Origin of the sequence: Pseudomonas sp. PDM19 (assembly GCF_014852215.1) — a bacterium.
GTDB lineage: Bacteria > Pseudomonadota > Gammaproteobacteria > Pseudomonadales > Pseudomonadaceae > Pseudomonas.
In genome coordinates this window covers 1,071,762-1,087,815 of the sequence record NZ_JACVBG010000003.1, presented here as the reverse complement: position 1 = coordinate 1,087,815, position 16,054 = coordinate 1,071,762, and the positions used below count along the sequence as shown (strand labels likewise).

The following is a 16,054-nucleotide window of genomic DNA, read 5'->3' as shown; positions in this document are numbered from 1 at the left end:
GTCAGGGCGTCGATTCTACCGGATCACTGCCCCGAGGGTGTCAGCCACAGAGCGCCGCAGCGTGGTGGCGCAGGTGATCATCGATGAAGCTCGCAATGAAGTAGTAGCTGTGGTCGTAGCCGGGCTGCAGGCGCAGGTCCAGCGGATGGCCGACCGCAGCGGCCGCTTCGCGCAGGGCTTCGGGCTTGAGCTGCACGGCGAGGAAGTCGTCGCGCTCGCCCTGGTCCACCAGGATCGGCAGGCGCTCACTGGCATTCGCCAGCAGTTCCACGGCATCCCACTCACGCCAGGCCGCCGGGTCTTCACCCAGGAAGCGGCCCAGGGCCTTCTGCCCCCATGGGCAATCGCTGGGATGGGTGATGGGCGCAAAGGCCGACAGCGACAGGTAGCGGCCCGGGTTGCGCAGGGCGCAGATCAACGCGCCATGGCCACCCATGGAGTGGCCGCTGATGCCGCGCTTCTGGGAAACCGGGAAGTTCGCCTCGATCAGTGCAGGCAACTCCTGCACCACGTAATCGTGCATCCGGTAGTGGCGCGCCCAGGGTTCCTGGGTGGCATTGACGTAGAAGCCGGCGCCAAGGCCGAAGTCCCAGGCGCCATCTGGATCGCCCGGCACTTCCGGCCCGCGCGGGCTGGTGTCCGGCGCGACGATGACAATCCCCAGCTCGGCGGCCATGCGCTGCGCGCCGGCCTTCTGCATGAAGTTCTCGTCGGTGCAGGTCAGGCCGGACAGCCAGTACAGCACCGGCAAGCCCGCCTCGGGCTCGGCCTGGGGCGGCAGATAGACCGCGAAGACCATGTCGCAGCCCAGGGTTGCGGAACGGTGGCGGTAGCGCTGGTGCCAGCCGCCGAAGCTCTTCTGGGTGCTGATGAGTTCGATGGAATCCGTCATGGAGCCTCCTGTGAGGCCGGGCGCGTGGCGCGCCCGGCGGTTCGATCAGTAATGGATGACGGAGCGGATGCTCTTGCCTTCGTGCATCAGGTCAAAGGCCTCGTTGATCTTCTCCAGGCCCATGGTGTGGGTGATGAAGGTATCCAGCGGGATTTCGCCCTTCTGCGCCTTCTCCACGTAGCTCGGCAGCTCGGTGCGGCCCTTCACGCCGCCGAAGGCGGAACCGCGCCAGACGCGGCCGGTGACCAGCTGGAACGGACGGATGCTGATTTCCTGGCCGGCACCGGCGACGCCGATGATGGTGGATTCGCCCCAGCCCTTGTGGCAGCACTCCAGCGCCGCACGCATCAACTGGACGTTGCCCACGCACTCGAAGGAATAGTCCACGCCGCCATCGGTCATTTCGACGATGACTTCCTGAATCGGCTTCTGATGATCCTTCGGATTGACGAAGTCGGTGGCGCCCAGTTCCTTGGCGATGTCGAACTTCGCCGGGTTGATGTCCACCGCGATGATGCGCGAGGCCTTGGCCATCTTCGCGCCGATGATCGCCGCCAGGCCGATGCCGCCCAGGCCGAAGATGGCGACGGTAGCGCCCTCTTCCACCTTGGCAGTGTTCAGCACGGCGCCGATGCCGGTGGTCACACCGCAACCGAGCAGGCAGACCTTCTCCAGCGGCGCCTCCTCGGGGATCTTCGCCAGGGAGATTTCCGGCAGCACGGTGTACTCGGAGAAGGTCGAGCAGCCCATGTAGTGGAAGATCGGCTCGCCCTTGTAGGAGAAGCGGCTGGTGCCGTCGGGCATCAGCCCCTTGCCCTGGGTGGCGCGCACGGCCTGGCAGAGGTTGGTTTTGCCGGATTTGCAGAATTTGCACTCGCGGCATTCGGCGGTGTACAGCGGGATCACGTGGTCGCCCACTTTCAGCGAGGTCACGCCCTCGCCCACCGCTTCGACAATGCCGCCACCCTCGTGGCCCAGGATGCACGGGAACACGCCTTCGGAATCCTGGCCGGACAGGGTGTACGCGTCAGTGTGGCAGACGCCGGTGGCGACGATGCGCACCAGCACTTCGCCCTTCTGCGGCGGCGCAACATCCACTTCGACGATTTCCAACGGCTTGTTGGGGGCGAAGGCGACGGCGGCACGGGACTTGATCATCGGGAAACTCCTGAACGAAGGAAACGACAACGCCCGCCTGGGGCGGACGGATTCGGCGCGGTGGCCGAGAAACCGGGACGGGCCTGGGCCACGTCGGGGAGCGTTCGGGGCAGCGCGGCAAAAGCACGCCCCAAAGCCTTGGAAGTGTAGAAAACCCCGTTTCAGGGAATAATCAGGCAATAATCAAAACATTATTGCCATACAGGGATAATCCAGATGCACCGCTGGGAAGGACTGGACGAATTCGTCGCCGTCGCCGAAACCGGCCAATTCACCGCCGCCGCCGAACGCCTAGGGGTTTCTTCGTCGCACGTCAGCCGCCAGGTCGCGAGACTGGAAGAGCGACTGCAGACGCGCCTGCTCTACCGCAGCACGCGAAAGGTGACGCTGAGCGAAGCCGGGCAGACCTTCCTGCAGCACTGCCGACGCCTGCAGGATGCCCGCGAGGAGGCACTGCGCGCGGTCAGCGATCTGTCCGCCGAGCCCAAGGGCCTGCTGCGCATGACCTGCGCCGTGGCCTACGGCGAGCGCTTCGTGGTGCCGCTGGTGAACGAATTCATGGCGCAGTTTCCGCAACTGCGGGTGGAGATCGAACTGTCCAACCGTCAGCTTGATCTGCTCCACGAAGGCTTCGACCTGGCGATCCGCCTCGGCCGCCTGAGCGATTCGCGGCTCGTGGCGACTCGCCTGGCGCCGCGCGTGATGTATCTCTGCGCTACCCCGGACTATCTGGCGCGTCACGGCGCACCACAGAGCGTCGCGGAACTGGCGCAACACAACTGCCTGGTGGGCAGCAGCGACCAGTGGAGCTTCCTCGAGGACGGCCGCGAAACCCAGCACCGGGTACAGGGCAACTGGCGCTGCAACAGCGGCCAGGCTGTGCTCGATGCAGCGCTACGCGGCTTCGGACTGTGCCAGTTGCCGGACTACTACGTACTGGAACACCTGCGCAGCGGCCGCCTGGTGTCCCTGCTGGATGCGCACCAGCCGCCCAACACGGGGGTCTGGGCGCTTTATCCACAGCAACGGCACCTGTCGCCCAAGGTGCGGCAGCTGGTGGATCATCTGAAGGAAGGCCTGCAGCATCTTCAACCCACTCCGTTGCCCTGAAACAAGCGCCTGAAAGACGCGTTGGCTAGAATGGGCGGTTTCCCACCCTTCGGATCAAGGACGACGAGATGTCAGCCCTATCTTCTTTCCGGGAGCGCTATCTGCTGCGCTTCTGGTCGCCCCTGCCAACCCTGGTTGCCCTGGGCGTCATCTCCGCCTACTACTTCGCCATGACCGGCACCTTCTGGGCAGTCACCGGCGAGTTCACCCGCTGGGGCGGCCACGTGCTGTCCTGGTTCGGCCTGCAGCCCCAGGAATGGAGCTACTTCAAGATCATCGGCCTCCAAGGCACGCCGCTCGACCGCATCGATGGCGTGATGATCATCGGCATGTTTCTCGGCGCGCTGGTCTGCGCGCTCTGGGCCGGCAACGTCAGCCTGCGCTGGCCGACCAGCAAGCGCCGCCTGCTGCAGGGCCTGGTCGGCGGAGTGATCGCCGGATTCGGCGCGCGCCTGGCGATGGGCTGCAACCTGGCGGCCTTCTTCACCGGCATCCCGATGTTCTCCGTGCACGCCTGGGCCTTCATGTTCTCCACCGTGATCGGTGCCTGGTTCGGCGTGAAGATCAGCCTGCTGCCCTTCCTGCGCATTCCGCTCAAAGTCGGCGGCAAGGCCGCCGCCCTGCCAACTGCCGAAGCGCTCGCTCGCCGTGCCAAGCTGCAATGGCGCCTGGGCATGGGCGTGCTGGCGATCGCTGCGCTGTTCGCTGCCTGGCGCTTCGAAGTCTCGCTGGTGCTGGGCATGGCCTGCCTGTTCGGCCTGCTGTTCGGCGGCCTGATCGAACGCGCGCAGATCTGCTTCACCAGCGCCGCCCGTGACCTCTGGACCACCGGCCGAACCCAGGCCGCACTGGGTATCCTGCTGGGCATGGCGGCCGCCTGCGTCGGCACCTTCGCGGCGATCCACAACGGCCTGCCGCCGAAGATCTTCTGGATGGGTCCGAACGCCGTGATCGGTGGTGTGCTGTTCGGCATCGGCATCGTGCTGGCCGGCGGCTGCGAAACGGGCTGGATGTATCGCTCGATGGAAGGCCAGGTGCACTTCTGGGTGGTAGGCGTCGGCAACGTCATCGGCGGCACCCTGGTCGCGGTGTACTGGGACCAGCTCGGCACCAGCCTTGCCCTGCCCTATCCCAAGCTCAATCTGTTGCAGGAGTTCGGCCCTGGCGGCGGCCTGCTGATCACCTTCGCCGGCCTCGCCCTGTGCATGCTGCTGGTACAACTCAACGCGCAACGCTTCACCCGTAAACGGAAACCGTCCGATGCCCGACACCAAGACGCCGACGCTGTCGCTTGATCTGCGCGGCGAACACTGCCCCTACAACGCCATCGCCACCCTGGAAACCCTGGAGACGCTCAAGCCAGGCGATCTGCTGGAGGTGATCACCGACTGTTCGCAGTCAGTGCACGGCATTCCGGAAGACACGAAGCGCCATGGCTATCACTGCCTGGCGGTGGAACAGCACGGGGCGCTGTTCCGCTTCCTGATCGAGGTGCCGCTGCTGGGCTGATGCCCGGCGCTCAACCTGTAGGAGCGGGCCGTGCCCGCGATCGTGCGCATGGCGCACTCCTACAGTCGTAGGGCGCATAACGCGCCAGCGTTATCCGCCGCACAACGCCGGCGGATAATCTGTTCCAGATTATTCGCCCTACAGCTTCGGTGCCGGGCGGGTTCGCGAGAAAAACGATGGCGTCCCCCTCGCTTCTACAGGGTCCGGATATGCCGGAGCAGCGGTGCCGACGGGATTCAGTGCTTGGCGAGATTGCGCTGCAGGCGCTGCAGGTCTTCCGGGGTGGTGACTTTGATGTTGTCCACCCGCCCTTCCACCATGCGCGGCGCATAGCCCGCCCACTCCATGGCAGAGGCCTCGTCGGTGATGGCCGCATCGGCCACCAGCGCATCGGCGAGCGCGCGGTGCAGCGCGCCGAGGCGGAACATCTGCGGGGTATAGGCCTGCCAGACCACGCTGCGGTCGATGGTTTCCACCACGCGGCCGTCAGCGCCAACGCGTTTCAGGGTATCCCGCGCGGGAACCCCGAGCAGGCCACCCACGGCGTCGAACTCCAGCTCGCCCAACAGGCGATCCAGATCAGCGCGAGCCAGGTTCGGCCGGGCGGCGTCGTGCACCAGCACCCAGTCGTCACTGCCAGCGCCCAGCTCGGTCAGGCGCAGCAGGCCATTGAGCACGGAATCGGCGCGCTCGCGGCCACCGTCGGCACGCTGGATCAGTTCGTTGGAAGCACTCGGCAAGGTCGGCCACCAGGGATCGTCGGCGGCCAGGCACACCACCAGACCCTTCAGCCGGGGATGGCCGAGGAAGCAGTCGAGGGTGCGTTCGAGAATGCTGCGACCGGCAAGGTCGAGGTATTGCTTGGGGCGGTCGGCGCGCATCCGCGAACCGATGCCGGCGGCCGGGATCACGGCCCAGAAGGCGGGTGTGGTCATTGCGCGAGCTGGTAGAGGGTTTCCTTGTCCTTGACCATGCCGAGTTCGTGGCGCGCACGCTCCTCGACGGTCTCGGTGCCTTTCTTGAGCTCGGCGACTTCCGCCTCGAGGATGCGGTTACGCTCGAGCAGGCGCTCGTTCTCGCCCTGCTGGTCGGCGATCTGCTTCTGCAGGTCGCGCACCTGCGCCAGACTGCCATCGCCAATCCACAGGCGATACTGCAGGCCGGCCAGCGCCAGGATCAGCACGACGAACAGCCAGTAAGGGCTACGTAACCTCAAACCATCAGCTCCATACGCAAAGGGGTGGCTCGTGCCACCCCTTTACCGTACCAGACTAGTATCAGGATCAGCCGCGGAATTCCGCGCGACCACGGTACGGCGCCTTGGCGCCCAACTGCTCTTCGATGCGCAGCAGCTGGTTGTACTTGGAAACACGGTCGGAGCGGCAGAGGGAACCGGTCTTGATCTGACCAGCGGCAGTGCCGACAGCCAGGTCAGCGATGGTGCTGTCCTCGGTTTCGCCCGAACGGTGCGAGATCACCGCGGTGAAGCCAGCGGCCTTGGCCATCTGGATGGCTTCCAGGGTCTCGGTCAGCGAGCCGATCTGGTTGAACTTGATCAGGATCGAGTTGCCGATCTTCTCGTCGATGCCGCGCTTGAGGATCTTGGTGTTGGTGACGAACAGGTCGTCACCGACCAGCTGTACCTTCTCGCCGATCTTGTCGGTCAGGACTTTCCAGCCAGCCCAGTCGGACTCGTCCATGCCGTCTTCGATGGAGATGATCGGGTAGCGCTGGGTCAGGCCGGCCAGGTAGTCGGCGAAACCTTCGGCGCTGAACACCTTGCCTTCGCCTTCCAGGTCGTACTGGCCGTCCTTGAAGAACTCGGAGGAAGCGCAGTCCAGGGCCAGGGTAACGTCGTCGCCCAGCTTGTAGCCGGCGTTGGCAACGGCTTCGGCGATGGCAGCCAGGGCGTCTTCGTTGGAAGCCAGGTTCGGCGCGAAGCCGCCTTCGTCACCCACGGCAGTGTTCAGGCCACGGGCCTTCAGCACGGCTTTGAGGTGGTGGAAGATCTCGGCGCCCATGCGCAGCGCGTCGGCGAAGTTCTTGGCGCCAACCGGCTGAACCATGAACTCCTGGATGTCGACGTTGTTATCGGCGTGCTCGCCGCCGTTGATGATGTTCATCATCGGAACCGGCATGGAGTACTGGCCAGGGGTGCCGTTCAGGTCGGCGATGTGCGCGTACAGCGGTACGCCCTTGGCCTGAGCGGCGGCCTTGGCGGCAGCCAGGGAGACGGCCAGGATGGCGTTGGCGCCCAGCTTGCCCTTGTTCTCGGTGCCGTCGAGGTCGATCATCGCGTGATCCAGACCTTTCTGGTCAGTCGCGTCCTTGCCCAGCAGCAGGTCGCGGATCGGGCCATTGATGTTGGCCACGGCTTTCAGCACGCCCTTGCCCAGGTAACGGCTCTTGTCGCCATCGCGCAGTTCGAGAGCCTCGCGGGAACCGGTGGATGCACCGGACGGGGCGCAAGCGCTGCCGACGATGCCGTTGTCCAGGATCACGTCCGCTTCAACGGTCGGGTTGCCGCGGGAGTCCAGGACCTCACGGCCCTTGATGTCGACGATCTTTGCCATTCTTGATAACACTCCGAAGATAGAGATAAACGGGGCGGCTGGTGAGACATCAGAACCTGCCCGATGCCCCGCCGAGCTTGACGCTACGGGGCACATCGGGCGGATTCTCAGGCAGTCTCGATAATGGGGAAACTCTTGACCAGGTCGTCCAGCTGCTTGAGCTGGGACAGGAAAGGCTCGAGCTTGTTCAGGCGCAGGGCGCACGGACCGTCGCACTTGGCGTTCTCGGGGTCCGGATGGGCCTCCAGGAACAGACCGGCGAGGCCCTGGCTCATACCGGCCTTGGCCAGGTCGGTGACCTGGGCGCGGCGGCCGCCGGCGGAATCGGCGCGGCCGCCCGGCATCTGCAGGGCGTGGGTCACGTCGAAGAACACCGGGTACTCGAACTGCTTCATGATGCCGAAGCCGAGCATGTCCACCACCAGGTTGTTGTACCCGAAGGAGGAACCACGCTCGCAGAGGATCAGCTGGTCGTTACCCGCCTCCTCGCATTTGCGCAGGATGTGTTTCATCTCCTGCGGCGCGAGGAACTGGGCCTTCTTGATATTGATCACCGCTTTGGTCCGAGCCATGGCCACGACCAGGTCGGTCTGCCGGGACAGGAAGGCCGGCAACTGGATGATGTCGCAGACCTCGGCCACCGGAGCAGCCTGGTAAGGCTCGTGCACATCAGTGATGACCGGCACGTTGAAGGTCTTCTTGATCTCTTCGAAGATCTTCAGCCCTTCTTCCATGCCCGGACCACGGAACGAGGTGATCGAGGAACGGTTGGCCTTGTCGAAGCTGGCCTTGAACACGTAAGGGATACCGAGCTTCTCGGTGACCTTGACGTACTCTTCGCAGACCTGCATCGCCAGGTCGCGCGATTCCAGCACGTTCATGCCGCCAAACAGCACGAACGGCAGGTCGTTACCGATCTGGATATCGCCGACGCGGATGATCTTCTGGGTCATGTTCAGGCTTTCCCGGCTTGCTTCAGGGCGGCGTTGACGAAGCCGCTGAACAGCGGGTGACCATCACGCGGAGTGGAGGTGAATTCCGGGTGGAACTGGCAGGCCACGAACCACGGATGGTCCGGCGCTTCCACGACTTCCACCAGAGCACCGTCGCCGGAGCGGCCGGAAATCTTCAGACCAGCGGCTTCCAGTTGCGGACGCAGGTTGTTGTTCACTTCGTAGCGGTGACGGTGACGCTCGACGATCACTTCCTTGCCGTAGCAGTCGTGCACCAGGGTGCCGGCGGACAGCAGGCATTCCTGGGCGCCCAGGCGCATGGTGCCGCCCAGGTCGGAGGCTTCGGTGCGCACTTCGGTGGCGCCGGTAGCGTCCTGCCATTCAGTGATCAGGCCGACGACCGGGTGGCCGCTGGACTTGTCGAACTCGGTGGAGTTGGCATCGGTCCAGCCCAGCACGTTGCGGGCGTATTCGATGACGGCCACCTGCATGCCCAGGCAGATGCCCAGGTACGGAACCTTGTTCTCGCGAGCGTACTGCACGGCGGTGATCTTGCCTTCCACGCCGCGCAGGCCGAAGCCGCCCGGAACCAGGATGGCGTCGGCGCCTTCGAGCAGGCTGGTGCCCTGCTGCTCGATGTCCTCGGAGTCGATGTAGCGCAGGTTGACCTTGGTGCGGCTCTGAATGCCGGCGTGGGTCATGGCTTCGATCAGCGACTTGTAGGCGTCGAGCAGTTCCATGTACTTGCCGACCATGGCGATGGTGACTTCACGCTCGGGGTTGAGCTTGGCGTCGACCACGCGGTCCCATTCGGACAGGTCGGCCGGGCCGCACTCCAGGCCGAAGCGCTCGACGACCAGGTCGTCGACGCCCTGGGCGTGCAGTACCGACGGAATGCGGTAGATGGTGTCGACGTCTTCCAGCGAGATGACCGCGCGCTCTTCCACGTTGGTGAAGAGGGCGATCTTGCGGCGGGAGGACACGTCCACCGGATGGTCGGAACGGCAGATCAGGATGTCCGGCTGCAGGCCGATGGAGCGCAGTTCCTTGACCGAGTGCTGGGTCGGCTTGGTCTTGGTCTCGCCAGCGGTGGCGATGTACGGGACCAGCGTCAGGTGCATCAGCATGGCGCGGCGCGAACCGATCTCCACGCGCAGCTGGCGGATAGCCTCGAGGAAGGGTTGCGACTCGATGTCACCGACGGTGCCGCCGACTTCAACCAGGGCCACGTCGGCATCGCCGGCGCCCTTGATGATGCGACGCTTGATCTCGTCGGTGATGTGCGGGATGACCTGCACGGTGGCGCCCAGATAGTCACCACGGCGCTCCTTGCGCAGCACGTCCATGTAGACGCGGCCGGTGGTGAAGTTGTTGTTCTGGGTCATCGTGGTACGAACGAAACGCTCGTAGTGGCCCAGATCGAGGTCGGTCTCAGCGCCGTCGTGGGTGACGAACACCTCACCGTGCTGGAACGGGCTCATGGTGCCCGGATCGACGTTGATGTAGGGGTCCAGCTTGAGCATCGTGATCTTCAGGCCACGCGCTTCCAGAATGGCAGCCAAGGAAGCCGAGGCGATGCCTTTCCCCAATGAAGAAACAACACCACCCGTGACGAAGATGTAGCGCGTCATGAAAAGCCCTGAATGTCAGCGTTTAGGCGGCTCGGCCGCCGGGGAAGCGAAGGTGTCGGGTACAAGACCCGGCTCACGACTTCGTCGTGAAAATAGCGAACTCCCACTGATTCGAAGGCGAATCAACAGGAGCGATACAAGACGGGAGCGTAGTCTACCGGAAAGCCGCTATCAGCTCAAACCCGAGTCATTCGTCGGAGGTGTCCAGCGCAGAGTCCAGCCCTGCCCCGCCTCCCCCCGCAGGTCCGGCAGCAGGGCTACGCCAAGCAGTTCGTCGGCTCGCCAGAGCAGCGGCAGACGACCACGCAGGAAGGCCGGCACGGCCGCTTCATTGAGCAGGCGCTTGAGGTCGCGGGAGCCTCGACCGGCTAGCAGCATGACCTCCCCACCCTGCCGGTAGCGAACCTCCAGCGGCCCGTTCGGCGGTTCGCCCTCGAAACGCAGCGAGCCGTTGTCCGGCAGCGAAAGCGGCTGCGCCGGATCACGCCAGGCCTGATTCGCCGGTACGAAGCCGAGCCAGGGGTTGGCCAACCACCAGAGCCGGCCATGGGCGCGGCGCAGTTCACCATCGGCGAGGCGCCAGATCGGTTCGGCATCCTCGCGGGCGTCACGCAGGTCCTGCCAGCCAGCCCAGTGCGCACGGTCGGGCAGACGAGCCAACGGTGCCAGCCAGTGACGCAATGCATTGCGCTGGCGCGGCTCACTCAGCTCCGCCAGCGCGGCGATGGCCAGCGAGGGCAATTGCATGCCGATGTATTCGTTGCGCGCCCCAGCGGAAATCAGGTCGCTTTGTGCCAGCTCGCCCAGCAGCCCGTCGGCTTCCGCCAGGTGCTCGGCGCTGCGGCTGATGGTTTCGACGGCCGCAGGCCAGCGCTCGACGATGCCCGGCAACACCCGGTTGCGCAGGTAGTTGCGGTCGTAATCGTCGTTGGCATTGGACGGGTCCTCCACCCAGGTCAGCCCATGACTGCGGGCGTACCGCTCCAGCTCCGCGCGACTGAAACCCAGCAACGGACGCAGCAGCATTCCAGCGCCAAACGGACGACTGGCCGCCATTGCCGACAGGCCCCGCACCCCGGCGCCGCGGAACAGCCGGAACAGGACGGTTTCCGCCTGATCATCACGGTGCTGGCCGGTCAACAGGCATTCGCCCTCCCCTAGCGCTGCGGCGAAGGCCGCGTACCGCGCCTCGCGCGCCGCGCGCTCCAGGCTGGCGCCGTCATCGACTTGCACGCGCGCCACCTGCATCGGCACGCCAAGGGAGTCGCAGAAACGCTGGCAATGTTCCGGCCAGGCATCAGCGACAGCCTGCAGCCCGTGGTGCACGTGAATGGCGGAAATCGGCGGCAAGGCCTCGCAGGCAGCGAGTTGCGCCAGGAGATGCAGGAGAACGGTGGAATCGAGCCCGCCGGACAAGGCGACACGCCACGCCGGCGCGTTGCGCCAGGGCGCGAGAAAAGTCAGCAGTCGGGATTGGAAATCAGCAGACATGGCGCAGATCGGCAGGGTCGGGGACGAGGCAAGGATACCTCGTCACCCGCGCTGCGCCGAAGGCGTCGATCAGGCGACGCCGTAGCTCATCAGGCGCTCGTAACGGCGCGCCAGGAGCTCTTCGCTGCTCAGCTGGTTCAGCGTGTCGAGCTGGCCGAGCAGGGACTTGCGGATGGTCTCGGCCATCGCGGCCGGGTCGCGGTGGGCGCTGCCCAGCGGCTCGGGGATGACGCTGTCGACGATACCCAGGTCCTTCAGGCGGTTGGCGGTGATGCCCATGGCTTCGGCCGCTTCCGGCGCCTTCTCGGCAGTACGCCAGAGGATCGAAGCGCAACCTTCGGGCGAGATCACCGCGTAGGTGGAGTACTGCAGCATGTTCAGCTGGTCGCACACGCCGATGGCCAGTGCGCCGCCGGAGCCACCCTCGCCGATCACGGTGGCGATGATCGGGGTCTTCAGACGCGCCATGACGCGCAGGTTCCAGGCGATCGCCTCGCTCTGGCCGCGTTCTTCGGCGTCGATGCCCGGGTAGGCGCCGGGAGTGTCGATGAAGGTCAGGATCGGCATCTTGAAGCGTTCGGCCATTTCCATCAGGCGGCAGGCCTTGCGGTAGCCTTCCGGACGCGGCATGCCGAAGTTGCGGCGCACCTTCTCGCGCACTTCGCGGCCCTTCTGGTGGCCGATGATCATCACCGGCTGGTCTTCCAGGCGGGCAACGCCACCGACAATCGCGGCGTCGTCGGAGAAGTGGCGGTCACCGTGCAGCTCTTCGAACTCGGTGAAGATGTGCTCGATGTAGTCCAGCGTATAGGGGCGACGCGGATGGCGCGCGAGCTGGGCGATCTGCCAGCTGGACAGGTTGCCGAAGATGTTCTCGGTCAGCGCCTTGCTCTTCTCCTGCAGACGGGAGATTTCGTCGGTGATGTTCAGGGCGTTGTCGTTACCGACCAACCGCAGCTCTTCAATCTTGGCGTGCAGGTCGGCAATGGGCTGTTCGAAATCGAGAAAATTCGGGTTCATGGGCTATCCGTCGTTCTGTTGGCGGCTGGGCCTGGTCCGTAGGCGCCCTACCTTACGGTATCGGGCGCCAAGGGTCGAGACTGGCGGGCGGCCTTTGGCCACCGGCTTCACTAGCGGGCTTCACTAGCGGTAGTTGAGGAAGACGTTGTCGCGGCCGAACTGGTCACGCAACGCTTGAATCAGGTTGTCTGCCGGGTCGATCCGCCACTGCTCGCCGAACTGCAACAGGGCGCGCGCCTGCTCGCCACTGTAGTCGACGGTGACCGGGCAGCTGCCGCGGTGACGGGTGCACAGGTCGGCCAGCCAGCGCAGACGGTCGCCCTTGAGCGCGTCGGCGTGGACGCGCACGCGCAGGCTTTCCGCCAGCGAGGTGCGCGCCTCTTCCAGGCCCATCACGCGCTTGGCGCGCAGGCGCAGGCCGCCGGAGAAATCGTCCTGGCTGACTTCGCCCTCGATCACCACCAGCGCGTCGGTCTGCAGCAGCGCCTGGTTGGCGGCGAAGGCTTCGGCGAACAACGAGGCTTCGATGCGGCCGGAGCGGTCGTCCAGGGTCACGAAGCCCATCTTGTCGCCACGCTTGTTCTTCATCACCCGCAGGTTGACGATCAGGCCGGCGACGGTCTGGGTATCACGCGCGGGCTTCAGCTCGACGATGCGCTGGCGGGCAAAACGTCGCACTTCGCCTTCGTACTCGTCGATGGGGTGACCGGTCAGGTACAGGCCGAGGGTGTCTTTCTCGCCCTTCAGGCGCTCCTTGAGGTTGAGCTCCTTGACCTTGCGGTGGTTGGCATAGACATCGGCCTCAGGCTCGGCGAACACGCCGCCGAACAGGTCCATGTGGCCGCTGTCGTGGCTGCGCGAGGTCTGCTCGGCGGCCTTGACGGCTTCTTCCATGGACGCCAGCAGCACGGCGCGGTTGATGTCGACGTGGGCGTGGTAGGCCTTCTGCTCTTCATGGAAGTGCGGGCCGAGGCGATCCAGCGCGCCGGCGCGGATCAGCGCCTCCAGGGTGCGCTTGTTGACGCGCTTGAGGTCGATGCGATCGCAGAAGTCGAACAGGGTCTTGAATGGCCCGCCTTCGTTGCGGCACTCGGTGATGGCTTCCACCGGGCCTTCGCCCACCCCCTTGATCGCGCCCAGGCCGTAGACGATCTGGTTGTCCTCGTCGACGGTGAAGCGGAACTCGGAGTTGTTCACGTCCGGCGCCAGGATGCGCAGCTTCATGTGGCGGCACTCTTCGATGAGCGTCACCACCTTGTCGGTGTTCTGCATATCCGCGGTGAGTACCGCGGCCATGAACGGGGCTTTCCAGTGGGTCTTCAGCCAGGCGGTCTGGTACGACACCAGACCGTAGGCGGCCGAGTGCGACTTGTTGAAGCCGTAGCCGGCGAATTTTTCCACCAGGTCGAAGATGTTGCCCGAGAGGTTTTCGTCGATGCCATTGCTGGAGCAGCCTTCGATGAAGCCGCCGCGCTGCTTGGCCATTTCCTCGGGCTTCTTCTTGCCCATGGCGCGGCGCAGCATGTCCGCGCCGCCGAGGCTGTAGCCCGCCATCACCTGGGCGATCTGCATCACCTGTTCCTGGTACAGGATGATGCCGTAGGTCGGCTTGAGCACGGGTTCGAGGCCGGCGTACTGGTAATCCGGGTGCGGGTAGGAGATTTCCTCACGACCGTGCTTGCGGTTGATGAAGTCGTCCACCATGCCCGACTGCAGCGGACCGGGACGGAACAGCGCCACCAGTGCGATGAGGTCTTCCAGGCAGTCCGGCTTGAGCTTCTTGATCAGCTCCTTCATACCGCGCGATTCAAGCTGGAAGACCGCAGTGGTTTCCGCCTTCTGCAGCAGGTCGTAGGTCTTCTTGTCGTCCAGCGGGATACGGTCGATGTCGACCAGATCGGTCTCGCCGTTCTTCTGCTGGATGCGATGGATGATCTCCATCGCCCATTTGATGATGGTCAGGGTGCGCAGGCCGAGGAAGTCGAACTTCACCAGACCGGCGGCCTCCACGTCGTCCTTGTCGAACTGGGTCACCAGGCCGGCGCCCTCTTCGTCACAGGCGATGGGGGCGAAGTCGGTCAGCTTGGTCGGCGCGATCACCACACCACCGGCGTGCTTGCCGGTACCGCGGGTGACGCCTTCCAGCTTGAGGGCCATGTCCCAGATTTCCTGGGCTTCCTCGTCGGTCTTGAGGAAGTCGCGGAGCATTTCCTCCTGCTCGAAGGCCTTCTCCAGGGTCATGCCCACTTCGAAGGGAATCATCTTCGACAGCTTGTCGGCCAGGCCGTAGGACTTGCCCTGCACCCGCGCCACGTCGCGCACCACCGCCTTCGCGGCCATGGAACCGAAGGTGATGATCTGGCTCACCGCGTTGCGGCCGTAGGCGCCGGCCACGTAGTCGATCACCCGGTCGCGGCCCTCCATGCAGAAGTCGACGTCGAAGTCGGGCATGGAAATACGTTCGGGGTTCAGGAAGCGTTCGAACAGCAGGTCATAGGCCAGCGGGTCGAGGTCGGTGATCTTCAGCACATAGGCGACCAGCGAACCGGCACCCGAGCCCCGGCCGGGGCCCACCGGCACGCCGTTGTTCTTGGCCCACTTGATGAAGTCCATCACGATCAGGAAGTAGCCGGGGAAGCCCATCTGGATGATGGTGCCCAGCTCGAACTCCAGGCGATCGACGTAGAGCTGCCGCTTCTCTTCGTAATTGGGCGTGGTGTCCTTCGGCCAGAGCACCGCCAGGCGCTCCTCCAGGCCCTCGTAGGAGACATGGCGCAGGTAGTCGTTGATGTCCATGTCATCAAAGGGAATCGGGAAGTTGGGCAGGAAGTACTTGCCCAACTGCACGTCGATATTGCAGCGCTTGGCGATCTCGACGGAGTTTTCCAGAGCCTCGGGAATGTCGCTGAACAGCTCGGCCATTTCTTCCGGGCTCTTCAGGTACTGCTGGTCGGAATAGCTGCGCGAACGGCGCGGGTCATCCAGGGCACGGCCTTCGCCGATGCAAACGCGGGTCTCGTGGGCCTCGAAATCCGCTTCCTTGATGAAGCGCACGTCGTTGGTCGCCACCAGCGGAGCGCCGCTGCGCGCGGACAGGGCCACGGCGGCATGCACGTGTTCTTCGTCGTTGACGCGACTGGTGCGCTGGATATCCAGGTAGAAGCGGTCCGGGAAGACCTCCAGCCACTCAGCCAACAGCGAGTCCGCCAGGGCGTCGTCACCCTCCAGCAACGCCATGCCGATCTCGCCTTCCTTGGAGCCGGACAGCGCGATCAGGCCTTCGGCGGCGTCCTTGACCCACTGCCGCTCGATGATGATCTCGCCGTTGCGCTGGCCTTCCTGCCAGCCACGGGAAATCAGCTCGGTGAGGTTGCGGTAGCCCTTGGCGTTCATCGCCAGCAGGGTCAGGCGGGTCAGAGGGCCGTCCTCGTCGCGGTTGGCCAGCCAGATGTCGGCGCCGCAGATCGGCTTGATCCCGCCACCCATGGCCGTCTTGTAGAACTTCACCAGCGAGCACATGTTGCTCAGGTCGGTCACCGCCACCGCCGGCATGCCCGCCCCACCCACCGCCTTGATCAGCGGCTTGACCCGTACCAGGCCGTCGACCAGGGAGAATTCGGTGTGCAGACGCAGGTGAACGAAGGTGGCGGTCATGGTGGTCCTTGGCAAACGCGAAAAACGGCAAGCCCCGGATTGTACCGGGGCTGTCCGCAAAGC

Annotated in this window: 13 protein-coding genes; 3 read left to right on the top strand and 10 right to left on the bottom strand. The window is 64.8% G+C overall.

The window, feature by feature from the left end; translation table 11 throughout:
* Positions 1 to 40: 40 nt before the first annotated feature.
* Both fghA and IB273_RS20950 read right to left on the bottom strand, forming a co-directional pair.
* The gene (fghA, locus tag IB273_RS20955; RefSeq protein ID WP_081517909.1) at positions 41 to 892 is read right to left on the bottom strand and encodes an S-formylglutathione hydrolase; all 852 of its coding nucleotides are present in this window, start codon (positions 890 to 892) and stop codon (positions 41 to 43) included.
* A 45-nt stretch (positions 893 to 937) separates the two neighbouring features.
* Positions 938 to 2,050 carry an S-(hydroxymethyl)glutathione dehydrogenase/class III alcohol dehydrogenase gene (locus IB273_RS20950; protein WP_192224930.1) on the bottom strand — a complete coding sequence of 371 codons (1,113 nt, stop codon included), beginning with the start codon at positions 2,048 to 2,050 and terminating at the stop codon, positions 938 to 940.
* Between the two features lie 216 nt (positions 2,051 to 2,266).
* Between IB273_RS20950 and IB273_RS20945 the strand changes: the two genes are divergently transcribed.
* The 3 genes from IB273_RS20945 to yedF all read left to right on the top strand — a co-directional run bounded on the left by IB273_RS20945 (position 2,267) and on the right by yedF (position 4,669).
* On the top strand, positions 2,267 to 3,160 hold the full coding sequence (locus IB273_RS20945; RefSeq protein WP_081517907.1) for a LysR substrate-binding domain-containing protein: 894 nt from the start codon (positions 2,267 to 2,269) through the stop codon (positions 3,158 to 3,160).
* 68 nt (positions 3,161 to 3,228) lie between these two features.
* The gene (gene yedE / locus IB273_RS20940) at positions 3,229 to 4,455 is read left to right on the top strand and encodes a selenium metabolism membrane protein YedE/FdhT (RefSeq protein ID WP_192224929.1); all 1,227 of its coding nucleotides are present in this window, start codon (positions 3,229 to 3,231) and stop codon (positions 4,453 to 4,455) included.
* Entirely contained in the window at positions 4,421 to 4,669 is a 249-nt protein-coding gene (gene yedF, locus IB273_RS20935; RefSeq protein ID WP_081517905.1) for a sulfurtransferase-like selenium metabolism protein YedF, read from the top strand. Before yedE ends, yedF begins: the two co-directional genes overlap by 35 nt.
* 236 nt (positions 4,670 to 4,905) lie before the next feature.
* On the opposite strand, the gene ispD is transcribed toward yedF, so the two are convergent.
* From ispD to dnaE, 8 genes are all read right to left on the bottom strand, one after another.
* Positions 4,906 to 5,604 carry a 2-C-methyl-D-erythritol 4-phosphate cytidylyltransferase gene (gene ispD / locus IB273_RS20930; protein ID WP_192224928.1) on the bottom strand — a complete coding sequence of 233 codons (699 nt, stop codon included), beginning with the start codon at positions 5,602 to 5,604 and terminating at the stop codon, positions 4,906 to 4,908.
* On the bottom strand, positions 5,601 to 5,885 hold the full coding sequence (gene ftsB, locus IB273_RS20925; protein ID WP_041711814.1) for a cell division protein FtsB: 285 nt from the start codon (positions 5,883 to 5,885) through the stop codon (positions 5,601 to 5,603). The genes ispD and ftsB overlap by 4 nt, the downstream gene beginning before the upstream one ends.
* Positions 5,886 to 5,952: 67 nt before the next feature.
* The gene (gene eno, locus IB273_RS20920) at positions 5,953 to 7,242 is read right to left on the bottom strand and encodes a phosphopyruvate hydratase (protein ID WP_151186278.1); all 1,290 of its coding nucleotides are present in this window, start codon (positions 7,240 to 7,242) and stop codon (positions 5,953 to 5,955) included.
* 107 nt (positions 7,243 to 7,349) lie between these two features.
* Entirely contained in the window at positions 7,350 to 8,195 is an 846-nt protein-coding gene (kdsA, locus tag IB273_RS20915) for a 3-deoxy-8-phosphooctulonate synthase (protein WP_192224927.1), read from the bottom strand.
* Positions 8,196 to 8,197: 2 nt separating this feature from the next.
* Positions 8,198 to 9,826 carry a CTP synthase gene (locus IB273_RS20910; RefSeq protein WP_024766069.1) on the bottom strand — a complete coding sequence of 543 codons (1,629 nt, stop codon included), beginning with the start codon at positions 9,824 to 9,826 and terminating at the stop codon, positions 8,198 to 8,200.
* Between the two features lie 171 nt (positions 9,827 to 9,997).
* On the bottom strand, positions 9,998 to 11,317 hold the full coding sequence (gene tilS / locus IB273_RS20905; RefSeq protein ID WP_192224926.1) for a tRNA lysidine(34) synthetase TilS: 1,320 nt from the start codon (positions 11,315 to 11,317) through the stop codon (positions 9,998 to 10,000).
* Between the two features lie 69 nt (positions 11,318 to 11,386).
* On the bottom strand, positions 11,387 to 12,337 hold the full coding sequence (gene accA, locus IB273_RS20900; protein WP_081517900.1) for an acetyl-CoA carboxylase carboxyl transferase subunit alpha: 951 nt from the start codon (positions 12,335 to 12,337) through the stop codon (positions 11,387 to 11,389).
* Between the two features lie 123 nt (positions 12,338 to 12,460).
* Positions 12,461 to 15,991, bottom strand: coding sequence for a DNA polymerase III subunit alpha (gene dnaE / locus IB273_RS20895; protein WP_192224925.1), 3,531 nt, complete (start codon positions 15,989 to 15,991; stop codon positions 12,461 to 12,463).
* Positions 15,992 to 16,054: the final 63 nt, after the last annotated feature.

Bases quoted from the DNA above. Each gene is read 5' to 3' on its own strand.
- IB273_RS20910 (WP_024766069.1), bottom strand. From the start codon at position 9,826: ATGACGCGCTACATCTTCGTCACGGGTGGTGTTGTTTCTTCATTGGGG.
- accA (WP_081517900.1), bottom strand. From the start codon at position 12,337: ATGAACCCGAATTTTCTCGATTTCGAACAGCCCATTGCCGACCTGCAC.
- IB273_RS20945 (WP_081517907.1), top strand. From the start codon at position 2,267: ATGCACCGCTGGGAAGGACTGGACGAATTCGTCGCCGTCGCCGAAACC.
- tilS (WP_192224926.1), bottom strand. From the start codon at position 11,317: ATGTCTGCTGATTTCCAATCCCGACTGCTGACTTTTCTCGCGCCCTGG.
- yedE (WP_192224929.1), top strand. From the start codon at position 3,229: ATGTCAGCCCTATCTTCTTTCCGGGAGCGCTATCTGCTGCGCTTCTGG.
- yedF (WP_081517905.1), top strand. From the start codon at position 4,421: ATGCCCGACACCAAGACGCCGACGCTGTCGCTTGATCTGCGCGGCGAA.
- fghA (WP_081517909.1), bottom strand. From the start codon at position 892: ATGACGGATTCCATCGAACTCATCAGCACCCAGAAGAGCTTCGGCGGC.
- IB273_RS20950 (WP_192224930.1), bottom strand. From the start codon at position 2,050: ATGATCAAGTCCCGTGCCGCCGTCGCCTTCGCCCCCAACAAGCCGTTG.
- kdsA (WP_192224927.1), bottom strand. From the start codon at position 8,195: ATGACCCAGAAGATCATCCGCGTCGGCGATATCCAGATCGGTAACGAC.
- ispD (WP_192224928.1), bottom strand. From the start codon at position 5,604: ATGACCACACCCGCCTTCTGGGCCGTGATCCCGGCCGCCGGCATCGGT.
- dnaE (WP_192224925.1), bottom strand. From the start codon at position 15,991: ATGACCGCCACCTTCGTTCACCTGCGTCTGCACACCGAATTCTCCCTG.
- eno (WP_151186278.1), bottom strand. From the start codon at position 7,242: ATGGCAAAGATCGTCGACATCAAGGGCCGTGAGGTCCTGGACTCCCGC.